This window comes from Streptomyces sp. NBC_00510 (assembly GCA_036013505.1).
In the GTDB taxonomy this organism is placed as follows: domain Bacteria; phylum Actinomycetota; class Actinomycetes; order Streptomycetales; family Streptomycetaceae; genus Actinacidiphila.
In genome coordinates, this window is record CP107851.1 from 4,472,276 (window position 1) to 4,493,491 (window position 21,216).

At 70.8% G+C, this 21,216-nt stretch carries 22 protein-coding genes, 1 tRNA gene and 1 pseudogene; 18 read left to right on the plus strand and 6 right to left on the minus strand.

Annotated elements, in window-relative coordinates; genetic code table 11:
* Nucleotides 1-22 precede the first annotated feature (22 nt).
* The 8 genes from OG937_19935 (at nucleotide 23) to OG937_19970 (ending at nucleotide 5,701) form a co-directional block, all read left to right on the plus strand.
* Nucleotides 23-322 (plus strand): hypothetical protein, encoded by a 300-nt coding sequence (locus OG937_19935; GenBank protein ID WUD73796.1) that lies wholly within the window; start codon nucleotides 23-25, stop codon nucleotides 320-322.
* Nucleotides 319-1,281 carry a DUF2637 domain-containing protein gene (locus OG937_19940; protein WUD73797.1) on the plus strand — a complete coding sequence of 321 codons (963 nt, stop codon included), beginning with the start codon at nucleotides 319-321 and terminating at the stop codon, nucleotides 1,279-1,281. Before OG937_19935 ends, OG937_19940 begins: the two co-directional genes overlap by 4 nt.
* Entirely contained in the window at nucleotides 1,278-1,901 is a 624-nt protein-coding gene (locus OG937_19945; protein ID WUD73798.1) for a GGDEF domain-containing protein, read from the plus strand. The genes OG937_19940 and OG937_19945 overlap by 4 nt, the downstream gene beginning before the upstream one ends.
* Complete coding sequence (locus tag OG937_19950) at nucleotides 1,901-2,287, plus strand: hypothetical protein (GenBank protein WUD73799.1); 387 nt, start codon at nucleotides 1,901-1,903, stop codon at nucleotides 2,285-2,287. The genes OG937_19945 and OG937_19950 overlap by 1 nt, the downstream gene beginning before the upstream one ends.
* A 90-nt stretch (nucleotides 2,288-2,377) precedes the next feature.
* Nucleotides 2,378-4,618, plus strand: coding sequence for a cell division protein FtsK (locus tag OG937_19955; protein WUD73800.1), 2,241 nt, complete (start codon nucleotides 2,378-2,380; stop codon nucleotides 4,616-4,618).
* 140 nt (nucleotides 4,619-4,758) lie between these two features.
* On the plus strand, nucleotides 4,759-5,010 hold the full coding sequence (locus OG937_19960) for a hypothetical protein (protein WUD73801.1): 252 nt from the start codon (nucleotides 4,759-4,761) through the stop codon (nucleotides 5,008-5,010).
* A gap of 16 nt (nucleotides 5,011-5,026) precedes the next feature.
* Nucleotides 5,027-5,218, plus strand: coding sequence for a hypothetical protein (locus OG937_19965; protein WUD73802.1), 192 nt, complete (start codon nucleotides 5,027-5,029; stop codon nucleotides 5,216-5,218).
* Nucleotides 5,219-5,230: 12 nt separating this feature from the next.
* Nucleotides 5,231-5,701 (plus strand): hypothetical protein, encoded by a 471-nt coding sequence (locus OG937_19970; GenBank protein ID WUD73803.1) that lies wholly within the window; start codon nucleotides 5,231-5,233, stop codon nucleotides 5,699-5,701.
* A gap of 5 nt (nucleotides 5,702-5,706) precedes the next feature.
* Here OG937_19970 and OG937_19975 read toward each other — a convergent pair whose 3' ends face one another.
* Nucleotides 5,707-6,021, minus strand: coding sequence for a hypothetical protein (locus tag OG937_19975; protein ID WUD73804.1), 315 nt, complete (start codon nucleotides 6,019-6,021; stop codon nucleotides 5,707-5,709).
* A 186-nt stretch (nucleotides 6,022-6,207) separates the two neighbouring features.
* On the opposite strand from OG937_19975, the gene OG937_19980 reads away from it, so the two are divergent.
* The 6 genes and pseudogenes from OG937_19980 to OG937_20005 all read left to right on the plus strand — a co-directional run bounded on the left by OG937_19980 (nucleotide 6,208) and on the right by OG937_20005 (nucleotide 12,280).
* The gene (locus OG937_19980; protein ID WUD73805.1) at nucleotides 6,208-7,116 is read left to right on the plus strand and encodes a bifunctional DNA primase/polymerase; all 909 of its coding nucleotides are present in this window, start codon (nucleotides 6,208-6,210) and stop codon (nucleotides 7,114-7,116) included.
* A 355-nt stretch (nucleotides 7,117-7,471) separates the two neighbouring features.
* Complete coding sequence (locus OG937_19985) at nucleotides 7,472-8,614, plus strand: DUF3631 domain-containing protein (protein WUD73806.1); 1,143 nt, start codon at nucleotides 7,472-7,474, stop codon at nucleotides 8,612-8,614.
* A gap of 223 nt (nucleotides 8,615-8,837) precedes the next feature.
* The gene (locus OG937_19990) at nucleotides 8,838-9,026 is read left to right on the plus strand and encodes a helix-turn-helix domain-containing protein (protein ID WUD73807.1); all 189 of its coding nucleotides are present in this window, start codon (nucleotides 8,838-8,840) and stop codon (nucleotides 9,024-9,026) included.
* A gap of 59 nt (nucleotides 9,027-9,085) precedes the next feature.
* Complete coding sequence (locus tag OG937_19995; protein ID WUD73808.1) at nucleotides 9,086-10,501, plus strand: tyrosine-type recombinase/integrase; 1,416 nt, start codon at nucleotides 9,086-9,088, stop codon at nucleotides 10,499-10,501.
* Nucleotides 10,502-10,793: 292 nt separating this feature from the next.
* On the plus strand, nucleotides 10,794-11,972 hold the full coding sequence (locus OG937_20000; protein ID WUD73809.1) for an FG-GAP-like repeat-containing protein: 1,179 nt from the start codon (nucleotides 10,794-10,796) through the stop codon (nucleotides 11,970-11,972).
* Nucleotides 11,973-12,055: 83 nt separating this feature from the next.
* A pseudogene (locus tag OG937_20005) lies at nucleotides 12,056-12,280 on the plus strand (site-specific integrase).
* Between the two features lie 135 nt (nucleotides 12,281-12,415).
* Here OG937_20005 and OG937_20010 read toward each other — a convergent pair.
* Nucleotides 12,416-12,497: transfer RNA gene (locus OG937_20010), tRNA-Tyr, on the minus strand.
* A gap of 188 nt (nucleotides 12,498-12,685) precedes the next feature.
* On the opposite strand from OG937_20010, the gene OG937_20015 reads away from it, so the two are divergent.
* The 4 genes from OG937_20015 to OG937_20030 all read left to right on the plus strand — a co-directional run bounded on the left by OG937_20015 (nucleotide 12,686) and on the right by OG937_20030 (nucleotide 16,601).
* Nucleotides 12,686-13,174, plus strand: a complete 489-nt coding sequence (locus tag OG937_20015) for a YajQ family cyclic di-GMP-binding protein (GenBank protein ID WUD73810.1) — start codon at nucleotides 12,686-12,688, stop codon at nucleotides 13,172-13,174.
* A 192-nt stretch (nucleotides 13,175-13,366) separates the two neighbouring features.
* Nucleotides 13,367-14,689: a radical SAM protein gene (locus OG937_20020; protein WUD73811.1), complete on the plus strand. Its 1,323-nt coding sequence runs from the start codon at nucleotides 13,367-13,369 to the stop codon at nucleotides 14,687-14,689.
* On the plus strand, nucleotides 14,690-15,142 hold the full coding sequence (locus tag OG937_20025; protein WUD73812.1) for a flavodoxin family protein: 453 nt from the start codon (nucleotides 14,690-14,692) through the stop codon (nucleotides 15,140-15,142). It begins immediately after the preceding gene.
* A gap of 76 nt (nucleotides 15,143-15,218) precedes the next feature.
* A complete protein-coding gene (locus OG937_20030) occupies nucleotides 15,219-16,601 on the plus strand; it encodes an FAD-binding oxidoreductase (GenBank protein ID WUD73813.1) in 1,383 nt (460 codons plus the stop codon).
* A 33-nt stretch (nucleotides 16,602-16,634) separates the two neighbouring features.
* Here the strand turns inward: OG937_20030 and OG937_20035 are convergent, their stop codons facing one another.
* The 4 genes from OG937_20035 to OG937_20050 all read right to left on the minus strand — a co-directional run bounded on the left by OG937_20035 (nucleotide 16,635) and on the right by OG937_20050 (nucleotide 21,213).
* Complete coding sequence (locus OG937_20035) at nucleotides 16,635-17,036, minus strand: YccF domain-containing protein (protein WUD73814.1); 402 nt, start codon at nucleotides 17,034-17,036, stop codon at nucleotides 16,635-16,637.
* Nucleotides 17,037-17,153: 117 nt separating this feature from the next.
* Entirely contained in the window at nucleotides 17,154-18,014 is an 861-nt protein-coding gene (gene htpX / locus OG937_20040; GenBank protein WUD73815.1) for a zinc metalloprotease HtpX, read from the minus strand.
* Between the two features lie 119 nt (nucleotides 18,015-18,133).
* Nucleotides 18,134-19,642, minus strand: a complete 1,509-nt coding sequence (locus tag OG937_20045) for an NADH-quinone oxidoreductase subunit N (protein ID WUD73816.1) — start codon at nucleotides 19,640-19,642, stop codon at nucleotides 18,134-18,136.
* Nucleotides 19,642-21,213, minus strand: a complete 1,572-nt coding sequence (locus tag OG937_20050) for an NADH-quinone oxidoreductase subunit M (GenBank protein ID WUD73817.1) — start codon at nucleotides 21,211-21,213, stop codon at nucleotides 19,642-19,644. Before OG937_20050 ends, OG937_20045 begins: the two co-directional genes overlap by 1 nt.
* Nucleotides 21,214-21,216: the final 3 nt, after the last annotated feature.

Genomic DNA, 21,216 nt, shown 5'->3' on the forward strand with positions numbered 1-21,216 from the left:
CCTGGTGAAGGGAGCACGACCCGTGAAAAGTATCGTTGCTGGTCATGTGGCTGTCACTGCCACGGAGTTTGTGGAACTTGCGCTTGGTACCCCGGTGGATCTGTGGCTGGGGGTTGAGGGTGAGAGCGAGATGGAGCGGGCGGCGCGTTTGGCGGCGGCTCGGGACATCCTCGCGGACGACCCGATGCTGCCGGACCGGCTGAGCCAGGTCGCGGCAGAGGCGGTTGAGGCGTACGCGCCGGAGCTGTTCGCCGCTGCGGCGGCCCTCCCGCGGGCGACCCCGCGCCGCCGGCCGCGCCGAAACGGGGCGGTGGCGGCATGAGCGCCCCGCAGAAGGAGCGGCCCGCACTGCCCCCGCTGTCTGGTCCGGAGCGGCTGTTAGTCGCTGTGGCGGGGCTGCTGGGCGTGGGGGTCGGCGGCGTGGGGCTGGCGATGTCGTTCGACACCGTGTCCGCGGCCGGAGCCCGGTGGGGCTTCGCCACGCCGGAGATGCTGCCGCTGGCCATCGACCTGGCGATTCCGGTGTTCACCGTGGTCAATCTGCTGCTGACCCGGCTGGACATCGCGCTGAGCTGGGTGCGGTTCGTGCCGTGGGCGCTGACCCTGGTCACCTGCTGGCTCAACATCGCGGCCGGTCAATCGGTTTCGGCGAAGATCGCGCACGGCACGATGCCGCTGCTGTGGGTGGTGCTGTCCGAGGTTGTCGCGCACGTCTACGCAGCGCGGATCGGCGCCGTGACCGGCAGGCGGATGGAGAAGATCCGCCGGTCCCGGTGGCTGCTCGCCCCGGTGAGCACGTTCGTGCTGTGGCGGCGGATGACGCTGTGGGAGATCACCTCCTACGGCGATGCTCTCGCCCGGGAGCGGGAGCGGCAGTTGGCCCGCGCGGATCTGCGGGAGCGGCACGGCCGGCGGTGGCGGTCCAAGACGGATCGGCGTACGCGGGTGCTGCTCAAGCTGGGCGAGACGGCACCGGCCGACACCGCCCCGGCACCCGCCCCCGCTGAGACCGTGGCTGTACCTGCGGTGGCGCCGTCCGGGCCGAAGCCGGCACCGCGCAAGCGCCCGGGGAAGCCGGCGTCCAAGCCGGCCCGCCGGAGCGTCGATGACGTGCTGAGCGAAGCCCGCGAGGTCACGGCCGGTTGGCCGGTAGAGCACCTGACGGCCGACCGGATCCGGCAGGCCGTGAGCTGCGGCGCCGCCCACGCCCGTACGGCCCGCGAGGCCCTGCGCGCCGAGCGCGAGGGTGGCGCGGGTGAGCCGGAGGCGGTGGCAGCATGAGCGCCCTGATTGCCGCCACCATGGCCGCTGGTCCGCTGGTGGCCGGGTGGTCGGTGCACCTGTGGTGGTTGCGGCGGCGGCTGGAGTCGGCCCGCCGCGACCCGCTGACCGGCCTGTGGACCCGCGAGGGGTTCGCCCGCCGCGCCGCGGTACTGCTGCGCGACCCGCGGGCGGTAGTGGTGCTGGCGGACGTGGACCACTTCAAGCACGTCAACGACACCCACGGGCACGCTGCCGGGGATGCGCTGCTGCGGGCGACCGCGGGCCGCCTGGCCCACTACACCGGCCCCACGGGAGTGGCGGGCAGGCTCGGGGGCGATGAGTTCGCTGCGGTGGTGATCGACCGGCACGGCATGGCGGACGACATGCTCGCCGTACTCGGCAGCGTCCTGGCACGGCCCGCTGAGGGGCTTGACCCGGCGGTGCACACCACGGTCTCGCTCGGTTGGGCGAGGGTCACGGACTTCCCCGGCGAGGGCCTGCCGGAGTTGCTGCGCCGGGCCGATGAAGCGATGTACGCCGCCAAGCGCGCCCACGCCGGTGTGAGGCGGGCGGGGATCGGGCGGCTGTTCGCCACCGTGGCTGGCCGCCGTTCCGGGCGCCGCGGAGCGGTGGCGTGATGTCCCCGGCGTTCGGCAAGTGCTACGACCCGACCGGCGCCACGTGGGGCATACCGACCTTCCCATGGCGGCTCGCCCCGGACGGCTACGCCACGCGCCGGCAACTGCGCGCCCGCGGGCTGCGGCCGGGCGGTCAGCCCGTTGCTGCGCAACTCATGCGACAGGCACGGCGCCGGAAAGCCGGCGTGCTGATCGCCTACCTGTACCGGATCGACCTTGCCTTGCCGGTGCGGCCGATGACGCCGGGCAAACGGCGGGCGCTCGCTGCGGCGATGACCGCCCGCCGTACCTGCCCGCAGTGCCGTACCGACGCCGGATACGTCATCCCCGGCTCACTCGGCACGTGCGTGCCGTGCGCCTACCCCGAGGAACAGCGCGCCGCCTGATCGGGCGGAAAGCTCCCGCGGGTCCGACCGCTCAACCTCTCACAGCGTCGGCCGGACCCGCTTCCCCTGCCATTTCTGGAAGGAACCTCAGTGAAGCACGAGGACGAGAACGACTTCTTCAACCGGTTGGAAGCCGACCTGTCGTCCGACTTCGGCGGTGAGGTGGTGGACCTGGACAAGGCCCGCGCCGCCCGCGAGTCGGCCGACCCCCGACCCGACTCCGACACCGACGCGTCGTCCGACGCGATGGACGACCCGAACGCTTGGCGGTCCGGTGACGCGTCGGACGACGGCGGGCCGACTTTGGTGGACGCCCCGGGGCCGACCGGTCCGGGCGTGATGGAGCGCGTACGGGGTGCGCGGCGTCGGCCGGTGCTGCCCGGGTGGGCGACCTCGCGGCCGGAGTTCGTGAACGCGGCCGGGTGGCTGGCCGGATACGCCGGGCACTCCACGGCGTTCCACGCGGTGCGCCTTCCCTGGTACGCAGCGGTGCTGACCGCCCGCGCGCCGGTGGGGTTCGCCAAGTTCGTCGGCGCCTCCCTGCGCTGGGTCTCCGACGCCGAGGGGGACCCGCTGCGTCGGGCCGCGGCCCGCCGTGAGGACGCCGGGGAGTACCTGAACCTGTCCCGGCAGCGGGACCGGCGGGTGAAGCTGCGCGGCATCCTGTTCACCCTCGCCGCGATCGTCGGCCCGATCCTGGCGCTCGCGCTGTGGGTGCTGGGCCCGACGTGGATCCTCGCCGTGGCCGTCGCAGCACTCGTGACGGTGTTCGGGTTCGCCGGGGCGCCGGCCGACAAGCCCGTCGTCTCCCACGCCGTGGTCGCCACCGAGGTGGAACGCCTCACCTCCACCGTCGTGGAACGCGCCCTCGGGGCGCTGGGCATTGCCGAGGTGAACAAGGCACTCGGCAAGGGCGGCGAGGGCATCCGCTTCCCCGCCCCGATCACCCGCGACGGCCCCGGCTGGCGCGCGGATGTCGACCTGCCCTACGGGGTGACGGTGACCGACATCCTCGACCGCCGGGACCGGCTCGCCTCCGGCCTGCGCCGCCCGCTCGGGTGCGTCTGGCCCGAGCCCGTCGCCGACGAGCACGCCGGCCGGATGATGCTGTGGGTCGGCGACAAGGCCCTCAACAAGCTGCCCCCGGTGGCCGGACCGCTGGCCAAGGCCGGCGCGGTGTCGCTGTTCAAGCCGGTCCCGTTCGGCCTTGACCAGCGCGGCCGGCCCATCGACATGACGCTGATGTACGACAACGTGCTCATCGGCGCCATGCCCGGCATGGGCAAGACGTTCTCGCTGCGCCTGCCGCTGCTCGCCGCCGCGCTGGACCCGCTGGCGGAGCTGCTGGTGTGGGAGTTGAAGGGCACCGGCGACCTGGAGCCCCTGGCGAAGGTGGCGGCCGACTACGGCTCCGGGCCGGACGACGCCACCGCCGCGGCGGCGCTGGACTCCATCCGCTACGTCTACGGCGACCTGGAACGCCGCGCCAAGGTGATCAGTTCGCTGCCGAAGGACAAGTGCCCGGAGAACAAGGTCACCCCCGACCTCGCCGCGGTGCGCTCGCTGGGCTTGCATCCGCTGGTCCTGGCGATAGACGAGTGCCAGGAACTGTTCTCCCACCCCGAGTACGGCAAGGAAGCCGGCGCGCTGTGCACCGGCATCATCAAGCGCGGCCGGGCCCTCGGAGTGATCCTGCTGCTGGCCACGCAGCGCCCGGACAAGGACAGCCTGCCCACCTCGATCAGCGCGAACGTGGGCACGCGGTTCTGCCTGCGGGTCATGGGTCAGATCGAGAACGACATGATCCTGGGGACTTCCGCGTACAAGAACGGGATCCGGGCGACGACGTTCACCAAGTCCGACAAGGGCATCGGCTACCTCGCCGGCGCCACCGACGATCCGCAGATCGTCCGGACCTACTACCTGGACAACCCGGCCGCGGACCGGATCTGCGAGCGGGCCCGCACTGCCCGCAAGAACGCCGGCACCCTCACCGGTCTCGCCGCAGGCGAGGCGCCGGAGCGCAGGGAGGCGGCGGACACGCTGCTGGACGACGTGCTCGCCGTCGTGCCCTCCGGCGAGGCGAAGGTGTGGAACGACGTCGCGGTGGACCGGCTCGCCGAACTCCGGCCGGAACTGTACGGGCCGTGGGGCGAGATGGAGCCTGCCGACAAGGCACGGCAGCTCACCACCGCACTCAAGCCCCACGGCGTGTCCACGGGGCAGGTCGCCCGCCGGATCAACGGCAAGACCGTCAACCGGACCGGCTTCGAGCGCGCCCACATCGCCGCGGCGATTGCGGAGCGTGACCGGAAGCGGTCCGCGGGCTGACCGACCAGGGCCTCTAGCGCTAGGGGCTCAACCCTCTAGCGCTAGAGGTCCCGCTAGCAGCCCGCGCCCTATCTGATCTGGCCGCTAGCCGTTAGCGGCCCTGCCTGCGAAAACCCCGAAAACACGCCTGGAGGCACCCTGTGACCCTCCCCCTGCTCGCTATCGCACTCCTGCTGGCCATCACGCTCGGTTATGCCGGTGTGTGTGCTACTCAGCCGTTCGCGCGCTGCCGGCACTGCAACGGTTTCGGCTTCGCCACGACCACTGACCGCAAGGGACGGCCGCAGCGCGGCAAGACCTGCCGCCCCTGCAAAGGCCACGGCATCCGCATACGCACCGGCCGGCACCTGTACAACCTCGCCCGCGCCATCCACCGCGACGGCACCCGCTGACCCGAACGGAGACCCCGTGGCCCTGACTGTCTCCGCGGTGCTGCTGCTCGGCATCGCCGCCTACTTCACCGTCCGCACCAAAGCCGCCAACGGCGCCGCCGCCGTCGTCTTGTTCCTCTTCGGGTTCTTCACCGCCGGAACCGGCGCCTACGACCCCATCCGCAACCTGTGTGCCGCGCTCGCGGCCAGCCTCGCCGACCTCCGCTGAGGAGAATCCGCCATGACACACCACAGCACCCACCCGGCCACTGCGAACGCGGCCGTGGAAGTCCACCAGCCCATACCGCTCACGCCCGCGCAGCCCTACCCGGCCCCGCTCATGCCCACCGCATCCGGCGCCGTCCCGGCAGTGCAGAGCGTGCAGCTCCCGGACGGGCGGATCGTCACCGGCTACACCCTCACACCACACGGCCTCGCCCCAGTGCCGGAGCAGGCACGGCCGGCTGTGTCCCGCGCAGCGGTGAACATCGCGCTCGGGGGTGTCGGCTTCGCCGCGGTGTGCGGCGGGCTGGTGCTACTGACGACGTTCATCGCCGCACTCGCGGCCCTGGTCCACCAGCTCATCATCCTGGCCGCGGTCATCTTCGGCGGATGGATCGCCGTACAGGTCCTCCGCAGCGACAAGGGCGACCGCGGGACCACAGTCAACATCCGCAAGGCCGTCTTCAAGCGCAACAACTTCCACGGTTGAACCAGTTAAGGCGTGCCGCTGCCCCGTCGACTGCTGCTCATGAACTGAGCCAACCCCATCACGATGACGCCGGCCAACAGAATCACGCTGCCGGCCAGGGTGCCCCACGCCCGAGCGCCCGGGTCGTTGAGCACCAACCCGAAAAGCGCCTGCCAGTAGAGGGCAAAGGCAAGCACCAACTGGCCCCAGCCGTAGAGGCGCAGGCGGTTGACATGGCGCCGGTTCCAGGGAAGCACCCAACCCCGGGCAAGCGCCGCCACGCCAGAGACGGCAACAAGCGACGCCAGCAACACGAGCGCTATGCCCAAGTAGAGCTTCACGGTTCCCCCTTACAAGCCGGACCCACGCCGAACACTCGCGTGATCATGACACCCGCCGGTCCGCGCGTCCACGCGCTTCCCCGCACCCGTCGACACCGACGACTAACGCCCCGAGCGGGCCGCCTCTCGCCAAAGACTGCGGCCCGCCCGGATCTCCGTCCCACCAGAGAACTGGAGACCTCCAGCATGACCTACGACGCACAATCCGCGCTGCTGTCGGCAGCCTTACAGGCAGCCGAGCGCGGATGGCACGTCTTCCCGCTCCACGCCGGCCGCAAGACACCCGCCCTGCACGGGGAACGTCACTGCCCCCGCACCGGCGACTGCACGACCGGGCACCGCAAGTGGGAACAGCGCGCCACCACCGACCCCGACCGCATCCGCGCCGCGTGGTCACAGAGGCCGTTCAACGTTGGCATCGCCACCGGCCCGGCCGGGCTGCTGGTCGTGGACCTGGACACGCTCAAGCCCACAGACAAGAAAGGAACACCTGACGGCGTAACCGCCTTCGCGGCGCTCTGCGAGCGCGCCGGACAGCCCGTGCCCACCACGCGCACCGTGCGGACCGCGGGCGGCGGAGTGCATCTGTACTTCACCGCCCCGCCCGGGGCCCGGCTGCATTCCACCGCGGGACGCCTGGCCAAGAAGATCGACACTCGGGGATGCGGCGGGTACGTCGTCGCCCCCGGCAGCAAGACGCCACACGGCCCGTACACGGTCGTGGACAACACCCCCGTTGCAGAGCTACCCGAATGGCTCCACCACGCTCTGACGGCCCCTCAGGAGCCGACGGCGACGGCAATCCGGCTGGCGCCGGTCCGTAACGCCACCCGCTGCGCGGCGGTCGCCCTCGAACGCGAGAGTGCCGGCGTGGCCGCGCGCCGGGAGGCCGGGCGGCGCAATGAGGAACTGCTGCGGGCAGTCATCCGCGTGGGCCGGTACGTCGCGCGCGGCAACATCGACCGAACGGCCGTAGAGACGGCGTTTCAGGAGGCGGGCGAGTCGGCGGGACTCACCGCTGCCGAGTGCCGCGCCACGATCCGCAGCGCACTGGCCTACTCCCTGCGCACGGTCCGCCCGCGGGAGACGGCATGACCACGGCCGGATCCACCCCCCGCCTGAAACGCCTCACCTCCACCCCGGATCAGCCCAACCCCGCCACACCGGCCGGCAGGTCCGCGGCGGGTGGTGCGCCAAAGGTCGCCGCCGAAGGCGTCCTGTCATCTCTTCGCCCGGACCCGCCGCCCGGCAACGGACGCACCCCCGTGGCGTGGTTGCACGTGTCCGCGCCCACGTCCTGGCGCCGGGCCGCGGTCGCTCGGTCCTGGTGTGCCTGCGGACGCGACCGCAAAGCCACCGGGAAAGCCGCCGTCCTGCGCCTGATCGACGCCCACACCGCGCACCGGGACTTCTGTCCGTTGCGCACCCGAGACCAGAGGAGGAACGCCGCATGAGCGACGGCGCGGCTCTGCTGAGCGAGGTGGAAGCCTTCCACCGCCGATTCAACGTCTTCCCGCTGGAGGCCGCCTACGTCGCGGTGGTCCTGTGGGACGCCCACGCGCACCTACTGGACTGCTTCGACGCCACGCCCCGATTGGCGTTCCTGTCGCCGGAGCCGGCGAGCGGGAAGTCCCGGGCGCTGGAGATCGTGGAGACCCTGGTCCCGTATCCGATGGTCGCGGTCAACGCGTCAGCGTCCGCGCTGTTCCGGGCCGTGTCCGGGCTGAGCGCGCGGCCCACGATCCTGTTCGATGAGATCGACACCGTCTTCGGCCCCAAGGCCGGGGAGAACGAACAGCTCCGGGGATTCCTCAACGCCGGACACCGCCGCTCCGGAGTGATGTACCGGTGCGTGGGCGACGGCGCCAACCAGCAAGTGCAGGAGTTCCCCTCGTTCTGCGCCGTGGCCGTCGCCGGGCTCGGCTCGCTGCCGGACACGATCCTGACCCGCTCGGTCATCATCCGCATGCGCCGCCGGGCCCGCAACGAGCGCGTGGAGCCGTTCCGGCAGCGCGTCCACGAGGGCGAGGGACACGTACTGCGGGACCGCCTCGCCGCGTGGGCCGACAGCGTCCGGGACCGGGTCGAAGGTGCTTTCCCGCAGATGCCCGAGGGCGTCACCGACCGGCCCGCAGACGTGTGGGAAGCCCTGCTCGCGGTGGCGGACGCTGCCGGCGGGGACTGGCCCAAGCGGGCCCGGGAAGCCTGCGTGGAGCTGGTCAACGCCGCCAAGGTGGACGACAAGGGCAGCACCGGCATTCGGCTGCTGACCGACCTGCGGGACCAGGTCTTCAACGGCATCGACCGCCTGCCCACCGTCGCCGTACTGGACCGGCTCCACAGCCTCGAAGAGGCACCGTGGGCGGATATGGCCGGCAAGCCGCTGGACGCACGCGGGCTGTCCCGGATGCTGCGCGAGTACATGACCGGCGACAACACCCCCATCGCCGCCCGCAACATCAAGGCCGGCGGGAACGTCATGAAGGGCTACTACGCCACCGACCTCCACGACGCGTGGCAGCGGTACTGCCCACCCCCCTCTGAAAGTCCGCTACTTCCGCTACCTCCGCTACCGCGCAGGTCAGAGCCCTAGATGAGGTAGCGGATAGCCCCCGCGTATCCGCTACCTCGCCGCTTCATCCGCTACCCGCGCTGGCCACGCTGGCCCAGGGCCGGTAGCGGCTTTATCCGCTACCGCTACCCCTATCCGCTACCTCGATCATGCCCCTGACCAGGGCGGTAGCGGAGGTAGCGGAAGTAGCGGACCTGACAGGAAGGGGGCCGACGACGGCCCACACACCCGAAGGAGTGCGTTCATGGCCCGCCCGCCCGTACTCAAGCTCCCCGAAGTCCTCGAAGAGATCGGCATGAGCCGCGCCGCCTTCTACCGGATGCGCGCCCGCGGCCAAGCACCGCGTCTCATCAAGTTGCCCAACGGGCAGATCCGCTGCCGTCGCACGGATCTCGACACGTGGTGGGCGACCTACGAGCTGAACGCCCACTGATCAAGCCGTAGGGCCCGCCGGAGGCTACCGGCGGGCCCTACTTCTGCCATCGGAGATCCATGAAACTGACGTACGACGTGCGCATTTACTCGCTGGAGACCCGCTCAGACCGGCCCAAGCCGTACCGCTTGCGCTGGCTTGTGGGTACGAAGAAGCATTCCAAGAGCTACACGCTCAAGGCCCAGGCAGACGGGCGACGCTCGGAGTTGATGAGCGCCGTACGTTCCGGCGATCAGTTCGATGAAGAGTCCGGCCTGCCGGTATCGGAGCTGCGGGCGCAACGCGGTTCGGTCACCTGGTATCAGCACGCCCGTGACTACGTGGACCGCAAGTGGGACCTGGCGCCCGCTAAATCGCGCAAGTCGTACGCCGATGCCCTGGCCACGATCACGCCCGCCCTCGTCAGGACGCGCGCCGGCATGCCAGAGCAATCCGCCCTGCGACGTGCCCTCTACGGCTGGGCTTTCAACCGGAATCGCTGGGCTGAGACCCCGCCCAAGGAGATCAGCGACGCCCTCGCATGGATGGAGCGCCACTCACTGCCCATATCGGCGCTGGAAGATCCGGCGACTCTCCGACAGGCATTGGACGCCCTAGGGAAGAAGCTGGACGGCAAGCCGGCCGCCGCGCGTACCGCCCGCCGTAAGCGAGCGTGCCTGAGCGATGTCCTGGGCTTCGCTGTGGAGGCGCAGTACTTCACCATGCCGGTCAATCCCCTCGCCGCCGTGAAGTGGACGGCGCCGAAGACCGTCGAAGACGTGGACCCCGAAGCCGTCGCAAATCCCCGGCAGGTGCGCGCTCTGCTGTCCGGAGTCCGGGAACAGGGCAAGCGAGGGGAACTCCTGGAAGCGTTCTTCGGGTGTCTCTACTATGCCGCCATGCGCCCGGCAGAGGCCGCGGCGCTAACCCGGGACCGGTGCCACCTGCCCGAGACCGGATGGGGTGTCCTGACCCTGCGGAGGGGCGTCGTGCGGGCGGGCCGCGGCTGGACTCGCGACGGCAAGGCACACGAGACCCGGCACCTGAAAGCCCGCGCCGAACAGGACTCCCGCCCGGTGCCCATCCCTCCGCACTTCGTCGCGATGCTCCGGGCCCACCTCGACCAGCACGGCACTGCCCCGGACGGCCGGCTGTTCCGCACGGCACGCGATGGGCTGCTGCAGGAGAGCGGCTACGGGGACGTGTGGGCCAAGGCGAGGGCCGCGGCGCTCTCGCAGGAGGAAGTGGCGTCTCCCCTCGCCCGGCGTCCGTATGACCTTCGCCATGCGGGGGTGTCGTTCTGGCTCAGCTCAGGAGTGGACCCAATGGAATGCGCACGGAGGGCGGGGCACAGCCTCGCCGTCCTTCTCCGGGTCTACGCCAAGGTCCTGGCGCACACCCGGGAACGGGCAAACGAGCGCATCGACGCGGCGCTCAGGGAGTGGCACACGCCAGAGCCTCCGTCCCCCGGAGGACACCTGGAGGACACGCCCTGATCAGGGGCTGCCACTCACCCGAGACAGGGCAAGACAAAGCCACTATTTTCGGTTCTCATTTGGTAATGCTGGAACCAGCACGAAAAAGCCCCTTTGATCGGCGTATCCACTGTTCAAAGGGGTGTACCCCCCATGCGGCCCTGGTGAAAATCGCCGGGATTCTCGGCGGGAGCCTCTGAGCCCGCGGGCAAACAAGCGAGGGTAACCCGCTCGCCGGGTGAGCAGGAGCGCGGGTACGGTGCCCTCACGGTGCGGCACGAAGCCTGTGCACGCCGCTATAGGGAGGGAAAGAATGCGTATATCAATGCTCCGGCGCCTGGCCTCTGCGGCCGGCGCGCTGGGGCTCGCGTCGCTCGGCCTGCTCGGCGCGGGCGCGACGCCCGCGCAAGCCGCGGTCAGCAGCTGCCCATCGGGGTACTTCTGCGCCTGGAAGAACGAAAGCGGCACAGGGTCGATGTTCAAGACAAACACGAACAAGGCGACGCTGGGCACCTGGGACAACAGCTTCCGTTTGGTCATCAACCGCACGTCCCTGATCTCCTGCATGTACGACGACCCGAAGTACAGCACCGCGCACGGGTACAGAATCCATCAGCCCAAGGAGTCTTACCCCACCGGCATGAACCCGGGCTACGCCAGCTCGCTGAAGTTCGTCCGCACCGTGCGTGAGTGCGAGGGTCCCGCCTACCCCTACTGGTATGCGGAGACCGCGCCCAAGCTGTCCGGTTTCGGCGACATGAACGCCGACCGGAGGTCGGACATCCTGGTTCGCGACACAGCCGGGCGCCTGTGGTTCCTGCCCGGTGACGGCACCGGCCGCCTGGTCGGCAGCAGCGGCTGGAACGCCTTCAACGCCCTCGTCCGGCACGGTGACTTCAGCGGCGACGGCCGGGAGGACGTGATCGCCCGCGAGGCGTCCACCGGCAAGCTCTGGTTCTACCCCGGCACGGGGAACGGCGGACACAGCGCGCGCAAGCTGATCGGCACCGGCTGGAACGGCATGACCAAGATCACCGCGTTCGGTGACCTGTCCGGCGACGGACGCGCGGACCTGCTCGCCGTGGAGAAGTCCACCGGCAAGCTCTGGCTCTACCCCGGCACGGGGAACGGCGGACACAGCGCGCGCAAGCTGATCGGCACCGGCTGGAACGGCATGAACGCCCTCGTGGGCGCGGGCGACATGAACGGCGACGGCCGGGCGGACCTGATCGCCCGCCAGGCCGCCACCGGCAAGCTGTGGTTCTACCCGGGCAAGGCCGGCCACCTCGGTACCCGGGTGCTGATCGGCAGCAGCGGCTGGAACGCCATGAGCTCTCTCATCGCCGTCGGCGACTGGTCGGGCGACGGCCGTGCAGACCTTCTCGCGACGAGCGGCGACTGGCTGGTCCAGTACCAGGGGAAGGGTACGGGCGGCCTGCGGCCGGCCGAGAAGAACAACGCCGACTGGTGGATCCTCAACGGCGCCTTCTGACCCATCGCGAGGGCCTTCGCTTCCAAGGCGAAGGCCCTCGTGCACACCCGGTCTCGATGCTTCAGGGTGACTGATGGCTCCGATATAACCTTCGCCATGCCGGGGTGTCGTTCTGGCTCAGCTCGGGAGTGGACCCAATGGAGTGCGCACGGAGGGCTGGGCACAGCCTCGCCGTCCTTCTGCGGGTCTATGCCAAGGTGCTGGCGCACACGCGGGAGCGGGCCAATGAGCGCATCGACGCGGCGCTCAGGGAGTGGCACACGCCGGAGCCTCCGTCCCCCGGGGGACACCTGGGGGACACGCCCTGATCAGGGCTGCCACTCACCCGAGACAGGGCGAGACAAAGCCACTGTTTTCGGTTCTCGTTCGGTAGTGCTGGAACCGGCACGAAAAAAGCCCCTCCGATCAGCGTTTCTGCTGGTCAGAGGGGCTTTTCGCTCCTGTGGCGGCGCCAGGATTCGAACCTGGGTAGGCTAAGCCGACGGATTTACAGTCCGCTCCCATTGGCCACTCGGGCACACCGCCTGGGAAGTGTCTCCGCGGGCCGCTTGTGTGCGGTCCCCGTGGCGACGTCGTAAACAATACCCGATGCGCGGGGGTGCTTCGCCACCCTATTGATCAGCGCTTCGGGCGGGTCCGGTGGCTAGGCTTGCGGGGGCGGCCCGCAGGCGGGTCGCGGACCTGACGGATCAGAGCCAAGGAGCCAACAGAAGATGGCCGACTCCAGTTTCGACATCGTCTCGAAGGTCGAGCGGCAGGAGGTCGACAACGCCCTCAACCAGGCCGCCAAGGAGATCTCGCAGCGCTACGACTTCAAGAACGTCGGCGCGTCGATCTCGTGGTCCGGGGACAAGATCCTGATGCAGGCCAACTCCGAGGAGCGGGTCAAGGCCATCCTGGACGTCTTCGAGACCAAGCTGGTCAAGCGGGGGATCTCGCTGAAGTCGCTGGACGCGGGCGAGCCCCAGCTGTCCGGCAAGGAGTACAAGATCTTCGCGACCATCGAGGAAGGCATCTCGCAGGAGAACGCCAAGAAGGTCGCCAAGATCATCCGCGATGAGGGGCCCAAGGGCATCAAGGCTCAGGTCCAGGGCGAGGAGCTGCGCGTCACCTCCAAGAGCCGGGACGACCTGCAGGCCGTCATCGCGCTGCTGAAGGGCAAGGACCTCGACTTCGCGCTGCAGTTCGTGAACTACCGCTGAGCGAGGTCTTGCCGAGGTCCCGGCCGGGAGCAGGCGGCCGGGGCCTTTGCCACGCGCACGACGGGGCGCATTCGGAGGGTGCCGCCCGGGAAGCCGCCGCAGGTGCGTAGTGTCTTCCTGTTAGGTCTCCCCGGGACCTACCCCGCCCGTCGACGGCGGACCCGGGGCAGCGTCTCGAGGATGGAGCCGGGCATGCAAAGCCGCACCGCTTTGGTCGAGGACCTGATGAGCCGCTTCCCGCACGTCCCCCGCGAGGCGGTCATCAAGGAGGACCTGCTGCGCGGCGGGATCGCGTTCGACGAGTCCGCGCTCAGCGGCAACGAGGACGGCGACGTCAAGCCGAAGTCGTACTTCATCTTCTCCTTCGACCACCGCACCCTCCCCGAGCTGGGGGCCGCCGCGCTGAAGCGGCCGCCGGAGGAGATCGTGCTCACCGGCGGGCCGTACGACCTGCGCCGCACGGTGGTGTCGGTGCGGGTGAACCCGGCCTCGCCGTACCGCGTGCGGGCGGGCGGGCGCGGTGTGCTCGGCCTCTACCTCGACGGGGTGCGCATCGCGGACGTCGGCCTGCCGCCGATGCCGGCGTACTACCGGCACACCCTGGAGAACGGCAAGTCGGTGATGGAGGTCGCGCCGACGATCCAGTGGGGCTACCTGATCTACCTGACGGTCTTCCGCGTGTGCCAGTACTTCGGCGCCAAGGAGGAGTGCCAGTACTGCGACATCAACCACAACTGGCGCCAGCACAAGGCGGCCGGGCGCCCCTACACGGGTGTGAAGCCGGTCGAGGAGGTGCTGGAGGCGCTGGAGATCATCGACAAGTACGACGAGACGAAGTCCTCCACCGCGTACACCCTCACCGGCGGGGCGATCACCTCCAAGGTCGCCGGGCGGGACGAGGCGGACTTCTACGGCCACTACGCGAAGGCCATCGAGGAGCGCTTCCCCGGCCGCTGGATCGGCAAGGTCGTCGCGCAGGCGCTGCCCAAGGAGGACGTGCAGCGCTTCAAGGACTACGGCGTGCAGATCTACCACCCCAACTACGAGGTGTGGGACCGCCGTCTGTTCGAGCTGTACTGCCCCGGCAAGGAGCGTTACGTCGGCCGGGACGAGTGGCACCGCCGCATCCTGGACTCGGCGGAGATCTTCGGCCCGCGCAACGTGATCCCCAACTTCGTGGCGGGCGTGGAGATGGCCGAGCCGTTCGGCTTCGGCAGCGTCGGGGAGGCGATCGACTCCACGGCGGAGGGCCTGCGCTTCTTCATGTCGCGGGGCATCACGCCGCGCTTCACCACCTGGTGCCCGGAGCCGACGACCCCGCTGGGCAAGGCGAACCCGGAGGGCGCGCCGCTGGAGTACCACATCCGCCTGCTGGACGTGTACCGCGCGACGCTGGAGGAGTACGGGCTGAGTTCGCCGCCCGGGTACGGCCCGGCCGGCCCCGGCAACGCGGTGTTCTCGGTGAGCTCGTTCATGGACAGCCTGCCGGCGTCGGCGCCCGTCGGAGTGAGCTGAGTGCCGACCCTGCTGATCGTGCATCACACGCCGTCGCCGAACCTGCAGGCGATGTTCGAGGCGGTGGTCGCCGGCGCGACCACCGACGAGATCGAGGGCGTGGACGTCGTGCGGCGGGCCGCCCTCGCGGCGACCGCCTCCGACGTGCTCGCGGCGGACGGCTACCTGCTGGGCACGACGGCGAACCTCGGCTACATGTCGGGGGCGCTCAAGCACTTCTTCGACCAGGTCTACTACCCGTGCCTGGACGGCACGCGCGGCCGCCCGTTCGGCTACTACGTGCACGGCGGCAACGACGTGACGGGGACGGTGCGGGGGATCCGGTCGATCACCACGGGCCTGGGCTGGGAGCAGGCGGCGGCCGAGGTGACGGTCACCGGAGAGCCGTCCAAGGCCGATCTGCAGGCCTGCTGGGAGCTGGGCGCGACCCTGGCCGCCGGGTTGGCGGACTGACCGCGCGGGCCCGGCGCCGACGTGCCGGGCCCATGCCCTCGTCCTACCGTGGAGGTGGAGAGAGGGGGCAGCGCCGATGGCACCCCGGGTCCTGGACGACGCGACCCTGGACGCCCTGCGCTCCGGCTTCGCGGGCGAGGTCGTCGCACCGGGCGACCCGTCGTACGACGAGAGCCGCACGCTCTTCAACGCCATGATCGACCGCAGGCCGTCCGTGATCGCCCTGTGCGAGTCGGTGGAGGACGTCGCCGCGGCGATCCGCTTCGGACGTGAGCGCGGGCTGGAGGTCGCCGTCCGCGGCGGCGGGCACAGTGTCGCCGGGAATGCCCTGACGGACGGCGGCATCGTCGTCGACCTGCGGCGCATGCACGCGGTCGTCGTCGACCCGCAGGCGCGCACGGCGCGGGTCGGCGGGGGCGCCACGATGAGCCACCTGGACCGGGCGACGCAGCCGTACGACCTGGTCACCACCGGGGGCCGGGTGTCCACCACGGGCGTGGGCGGCTTCACCCTCGGGGGCGGATCGGGGTGGCTGGAGCGCGCGTTCGGGCTGGCCTGCGACAACCTGGTGGAAGTCGAGCTGATGACGGCGGACGGCACCATGGTGCGGGCCGCCGAGGACGAGAACCCGGAGTTGTTCTGGGCTCTGCACGGGGGCGGCGGCAACTTCGGCGTCGCCACCTCGCTCACGCTGCGGCTGCACCCGCTGCCCGCGGTCACCATGGCCCTGCTGCTGTGGCCGCCGGACGCCGGCCCCGAGGTGCTGCGCGCCTACCGCACCCTGCTGGCGTCGGCGCCGGACGAGATGGGCGGGGGCCTGCTCTTCCTGACCGGCCCCCCGGAGGAGTTCGTGCCGGAGCACCTGGTGGGCGCGCTCACCTGCGCCGTCCTGGTGACGTACGCGGGCACCGGGGACGCGGCGCGCGAGGTGCTGGACCCGCTGCTCGCGCTCGGCCCCCAGGGCCGCCTGGTGATGGAGCTGCCGTACGCGGACCTGCAGTCCATGTTCGACGACCCGCCGGGCTACCGGAACCACTGGTCGGCGGAGTACCTGGACGACTTCCCCGACGAGGCCGTGGACCGCTTCTGCGCCCGGGCCCGGGACATGGTGGTCCCCTCCCCCTCCCAGCACGTGCTGTTCCCCGTGGGCGGCGCCGTGGCGCGCCCTTCCGCCGACTACCCGCTGCCCTGGCGACGGGCGCCGTGGGTCGTGCACCCGTTCGGCCTGTGGGCGGACCCGGCGGACGACGAGCGGGCCCGGCGGTGGGCGCACGGCATCCGCGCCGACGTACGGCAGTGGTCCTCCGGGGCGGTCTACCTCAACTTCATCGGCGACGAGGGCGAGGGCCGCGTGATCGCCGGGTTCGGCGCGCACAACCTGGGGCGGCTGGCCCGGGTGAAGACGGAGTACGACCCGCAGAACGTCTTCCGGCTCAACCACAACATCGAGCCGGACTGACCCCGGCCGGGGCCCCGGCCGGGGGGCAGCGGCTCAGCGGGTGGCGTACGGGGCGTCGACGGGGACGATCTCGCGGCCGAGCGGCACCAGGGAGATCGGCACCATCTTGAAGTTCGCGATGCCGAACGGGATGCCGATGATCGTCAGGCAGAAGCCGATGCCCGCGAGCACGTGGCCGATGGCGAGCCAGATCCCCGCGAAGATCAGCCAGATGATGTTCCCGAGCAGCGACCCGACGCCCGCGTCGCGGCGTTCCACCGTGGTGCGGCCGAAGGGCCACAGCACGTAGTTGGCGATCCTCAGGGACGCGATCCCCCAGGGGATGGTGATGATGAAGATGAACATCAGCAGGCCCAGCAGGGCGTAGCCGATGGCTATCCACAGACCCCAGATGATCAGCCACACGACGTTCAGGACGATGTTGACCGCCTTCATTGCCCAAGCCTCCCATGCGTCCGGGGGCCCCGCCCGTCAGGAGGACGGGAGCCGCCGCTCCGTCAGCCGTCCCCCACAGGGCCCGTACCCGCGGGCGGGCCGGGCCGCACGTGGGCGTCAGCGGCGGTGGCCGGCCATCTCCTCGAGGCGGGCGATGCGCTCGCCCATCGGAGGGTGGGTCGAGAAGAGCTTGGACACGTCGCCGGGGCGGAACGGGTTGGCGATCATGAGGTGGCTGGTGGTCTCCAGCCGGGGTTCGGGCGGCAGCGGGGCGCGCTTGGTGCCCGTCTCCAGCTTGCGCAACGCCGAGGCGAGGGCGAGCGGGTCGCCGGTGAGGCGGGCGCCGGAGGCGTCGGCCTCGTACTCGCGGGAGCGGCTGACGGCGAGCTGGATGAGGGAGGCGGCGACCGGGCCGAGGATCATCATCAGGAGCAGGCCGAACAGGCCCGGGCCCTCGTCGTCGTCGGAGCGTCCGATGGGGATCAGCCAGGCGAAGTTGACGAGGAACATCACCACGGAGGCCAGGGCACCGGCGACGGACGAGATGAGGATGTCGCGGTTGTAGACGTGGCTCAGCTCGTGGCCGATGACGCCGCGCAGCTCGCGCTCGTCGAGGAGGCGCAGGATGCCCTCGGTGCAGCACACGGCGGCGTTGCGCGGGTTGCGGCCGGTGGCGAAGGCGTTGGGGGCCTCGGTCGGGGAGATGTAGAGCCGCGGCATGGGCTGCCGGGCGGAGGTGGAGAGTTCGCGCACCATGCGGTACAGCGCCGGCGCCTCGAACTCGCTGACCGGGCGGGCACGCATGGAGCGCAGTGCGATCTTGTCGCTGTTCCAGTAGGCGTAGGTGTTGGTCCCGAGGGCTACGACGAGTGCGACGATCAGTCCCGTACGGCCGAAGAAACTGCCGATGACCAGGATGAGAGCCGACATTCCGCCCAGGAGCGCGGCGGTCTTCAGGCCGTTGTGCCGGCGGTGCACGGTACACCCTCCAAGGTGTGCATCAGGAGGACCTTCTCTCCTCGTCCAAGGAGAACCTCCCGTAGGGGCCAACGCCACCGGAGGGGCGTTAGTTCCCTTGTGCACCTTCTTCCGGGTGCTCAGAGCAGGGTGTCGGAGGCGAAGCGGAGGATGAGCTGGGGTGCGCCGGACAGGACGATCCCGACGACGGCGGTGAGCGCGATGGCGGCGCTGAGCGGGCGCGGCGTGCCGGCCGGGCGGGCGGTGGCGGCCGGTTCCGTCCCGGGCTTGGCGAAGAGCAGGACCGTCCACCGAAGGTAGTAGACGAGTGCGATGACGACGTTGACGGCCATGACGGCGGCCAGCCAGCCGAGGTCCGCGTCGACGGCCGAGGAGAAGACGGCGACCTTGGCGAACAGGCCGATGACGCCGGGCGGCAGGCCGGCCAGGCAGAGCAGGAAGAAGGCCATGGCCAGTGCGGCGAGCGGGTGGCCGCTGTGGAGGCCGCGGTAGTCGGTGAGCCGGTTCTGCGGCGCGGTGCGGGCGACGAGCGCGACCACGCCGAAGGCGCCGAGGTTCACCGCGCCGTACATCAGCGCGTACGCGAGGGTGGTGCCGACCTGGCGGTCGGGGTCGGTGTACGCGGCGGCGGCGATCGGGACCAGCAGGTAGCCCGCCTGGCCGATGGACGACCAGGCCAGCAGGCGGACCGCGCTGCGCGGGCGGTCGGGGCGCTGCACCAGGGCGGCGACGTTGCCGACGGTCATGGTGAGGGCGGCCAGGACGGCGACGGCGGGGCCCCAGACGTGCGCGTACGGCCGGAAGGCGACGACGGTCACGAGGATGAGGCCGGCGAACCCGGCGGCCTTGCCGACGACCGACAGGTAGCCGGCGACCGGGAGCGGGGCGCCGGTGTAGGTGTCGGGCACCCAGAAGTGGAAGGGCGCGACGGCGAGCTTGAAGGCGAAGCCGACGACGGTGAGGGCGGCGCCGGCGGCGGCGAGGGTGTCCAGGCGGGGGTCGACGCCCTGCAGTCCCTTGGCCATGGCCTCCAGGTGGAGCGTGCCGGTGGCGGCGTAGACGAAGCTGACGCCCAGCAGGGTGACGGCGGTCGCGGCGACCGAGGACAGGAAGAACTTCAGGGCCGCCTCGCTCGACAGCCGGTCGCCGCGGCGCAGGCCGACCAGGGCGAACGACGGGAGGGTGGTCACCTCCAGGGCGATCACGAGGGTCGCCAGGTCACGGGAGGCGGGCAGCAGCGCGGCGCCGGAGGCCGAGGAGAGCAGCAGGAACCAGAACTCGCCGGCCGGCAGCTCGTCGAGGGTGTGCACCGACAGCAGGGCGGCGACGAGCGCTCCGGCCAGGACCAGCAGCTGCACGACGAGCGTGAAGTGGTCGGCGACGTAGGAGCAGTCGGCGGGGCTGCCGACGAGGCAGAAGGTGGTGCGGTCGCCGTCGAGCAGCGGCAGCAGGCTCAGCCCGGCCAGCACGAGGCCGGCGAGGGTGATCCCCACCAGCGGCTGCTTGCGGCCGTCGGGCAGGAAGAGGTCGGCGACCAGCACGATGAGCGCGGCCGCCGCCACGATGCCGGGCGGGGCGATCGCGGCCCAGTCGACCGACTGGACGACGGAGGTGGCGAGGGTGCTCATCAGCTGCCTCCGAGCAGGGTGCGCACGGCCGGGTCGGTGAGGCCGAGCAGGGCGGCGGGCCAAAGGCCCGCGAGGACGGTCAGGACGACCAGCGGGGTCCAGGCCGCGAACTCGTAGCCCCGGACGTCGGCGAGGGCCGGCGCGGCGTGGACGGTGTCGCGTTCGCCCATGCAGACCCGGCGCACGACGAGGAGGAGGTACGCGGCGGTGAGCAGGGTGCCGAAGGCCGCGACCGCGGTGAAGACGAGGTAGGCGCCGCGGTCCAGGCCCGGGGCGGGCTTGAAGGAGCCGAACATCGCCAGCATCTCGCCCCAGAAGCCGGCCAGGCCCGGCAGGCCGAGGGAGGCGACGGCCGCGAAGGCCAGCAGGCCGCCCATGCGTGGGGCCTTGCCGTACAGCGCGGCGCCGGTCTGCCCGGCGAGGCCGTCGAGGTCGGTGGTGCCGTAGCGGTCCTTGAGGGCGCCGACCAGGAAGAAGAGCAGGCCGGTGATGAGTCCGTGGGCGATGTTGGCGAAGAGCGCGCCGTTGACGCCGGTGGTGGTCAGGCTGGCGATGCCGAGCAGCACGAAGCCCATGTGGCCGACGGAGCTGTACGCGATGAGGCGCTTGAGGTCGCCGCCGGCGCCGCGGCGGGCCAGGGCCAGGCAGGCCAGCGACCCGTAGACGATGCCGACGACCCCGAAGGCGGCCAGGTAGGGCGCGAAGGTCTGCATGCCCTCGGGGGCGATGGGCAGAAGGATCCGCACGAAGCCGTACGTGCCCATCTTGAGCAGGACGCCGGCCAGGAGCACCGAGCCGACCGTGGGGGCGGCGGTGTGGGCGTCGGGGAGCCAGCTGTGCAGCGGCCACATCGGGGTCTTGACGGCGAGACCGAGGCCGATGGCGAGGACGGCGACCAGTTGCGTGGAGTGACTGAGAGCCGCTCCGGGGCCACTGTCAGTGGCGAGTGCCACCATGTCGAATGTGCCCGCCTTCAGCCCGATGAGGAGCAGGCCGAGCAGCATGATCACGGAGCCGAGCAGTGTGTAGAGGATGAAACGGAGGGCGGACTTCTCCCGGTTCTCGCCGCCCCAGCGGGCGATGAGGAAGTACATCGGGATGAGGACCGTCTCGAAGGCGAGGAAGAAGAGCAGCAGGTCGAGCACGGCGAAGGTGGCGAGCGTGCCCGTCTCCAGGAGGAGCAGGAGCGCCACGAAGGCCTTCGGGGAAGGACCCGCGGGCATCTTGAAGTAGCTGTAGAGCGCGCAGAGGAAGGTCAGCAGCGCGCTCAGGACGAAGAGGGGGAGGCTGATGCCGTCGATGCCGAGGTGGATGCGGATGCCGAGGGCCGGGATCCAGCTGATGTCGGTGCTCGCCTGCATCGTCGCGGGGTGGTCGTGGTCGAAGCCCACGGCGAGGACGATGCTCAGGGCGAGGACGAGACCGGTGACGGTGACGCCGTGGCGCAGCACGGCCTGGTCGGGGTCCTTCCCCCGCAGACCGGGCGGGGGCGGCAGCAGGGCCGCCGCGGCGCCGAGCAGCGGCAGGACGACGGCGGCCGCGAGGACGTACTGGAGGACGGTGTCGTTCACGGC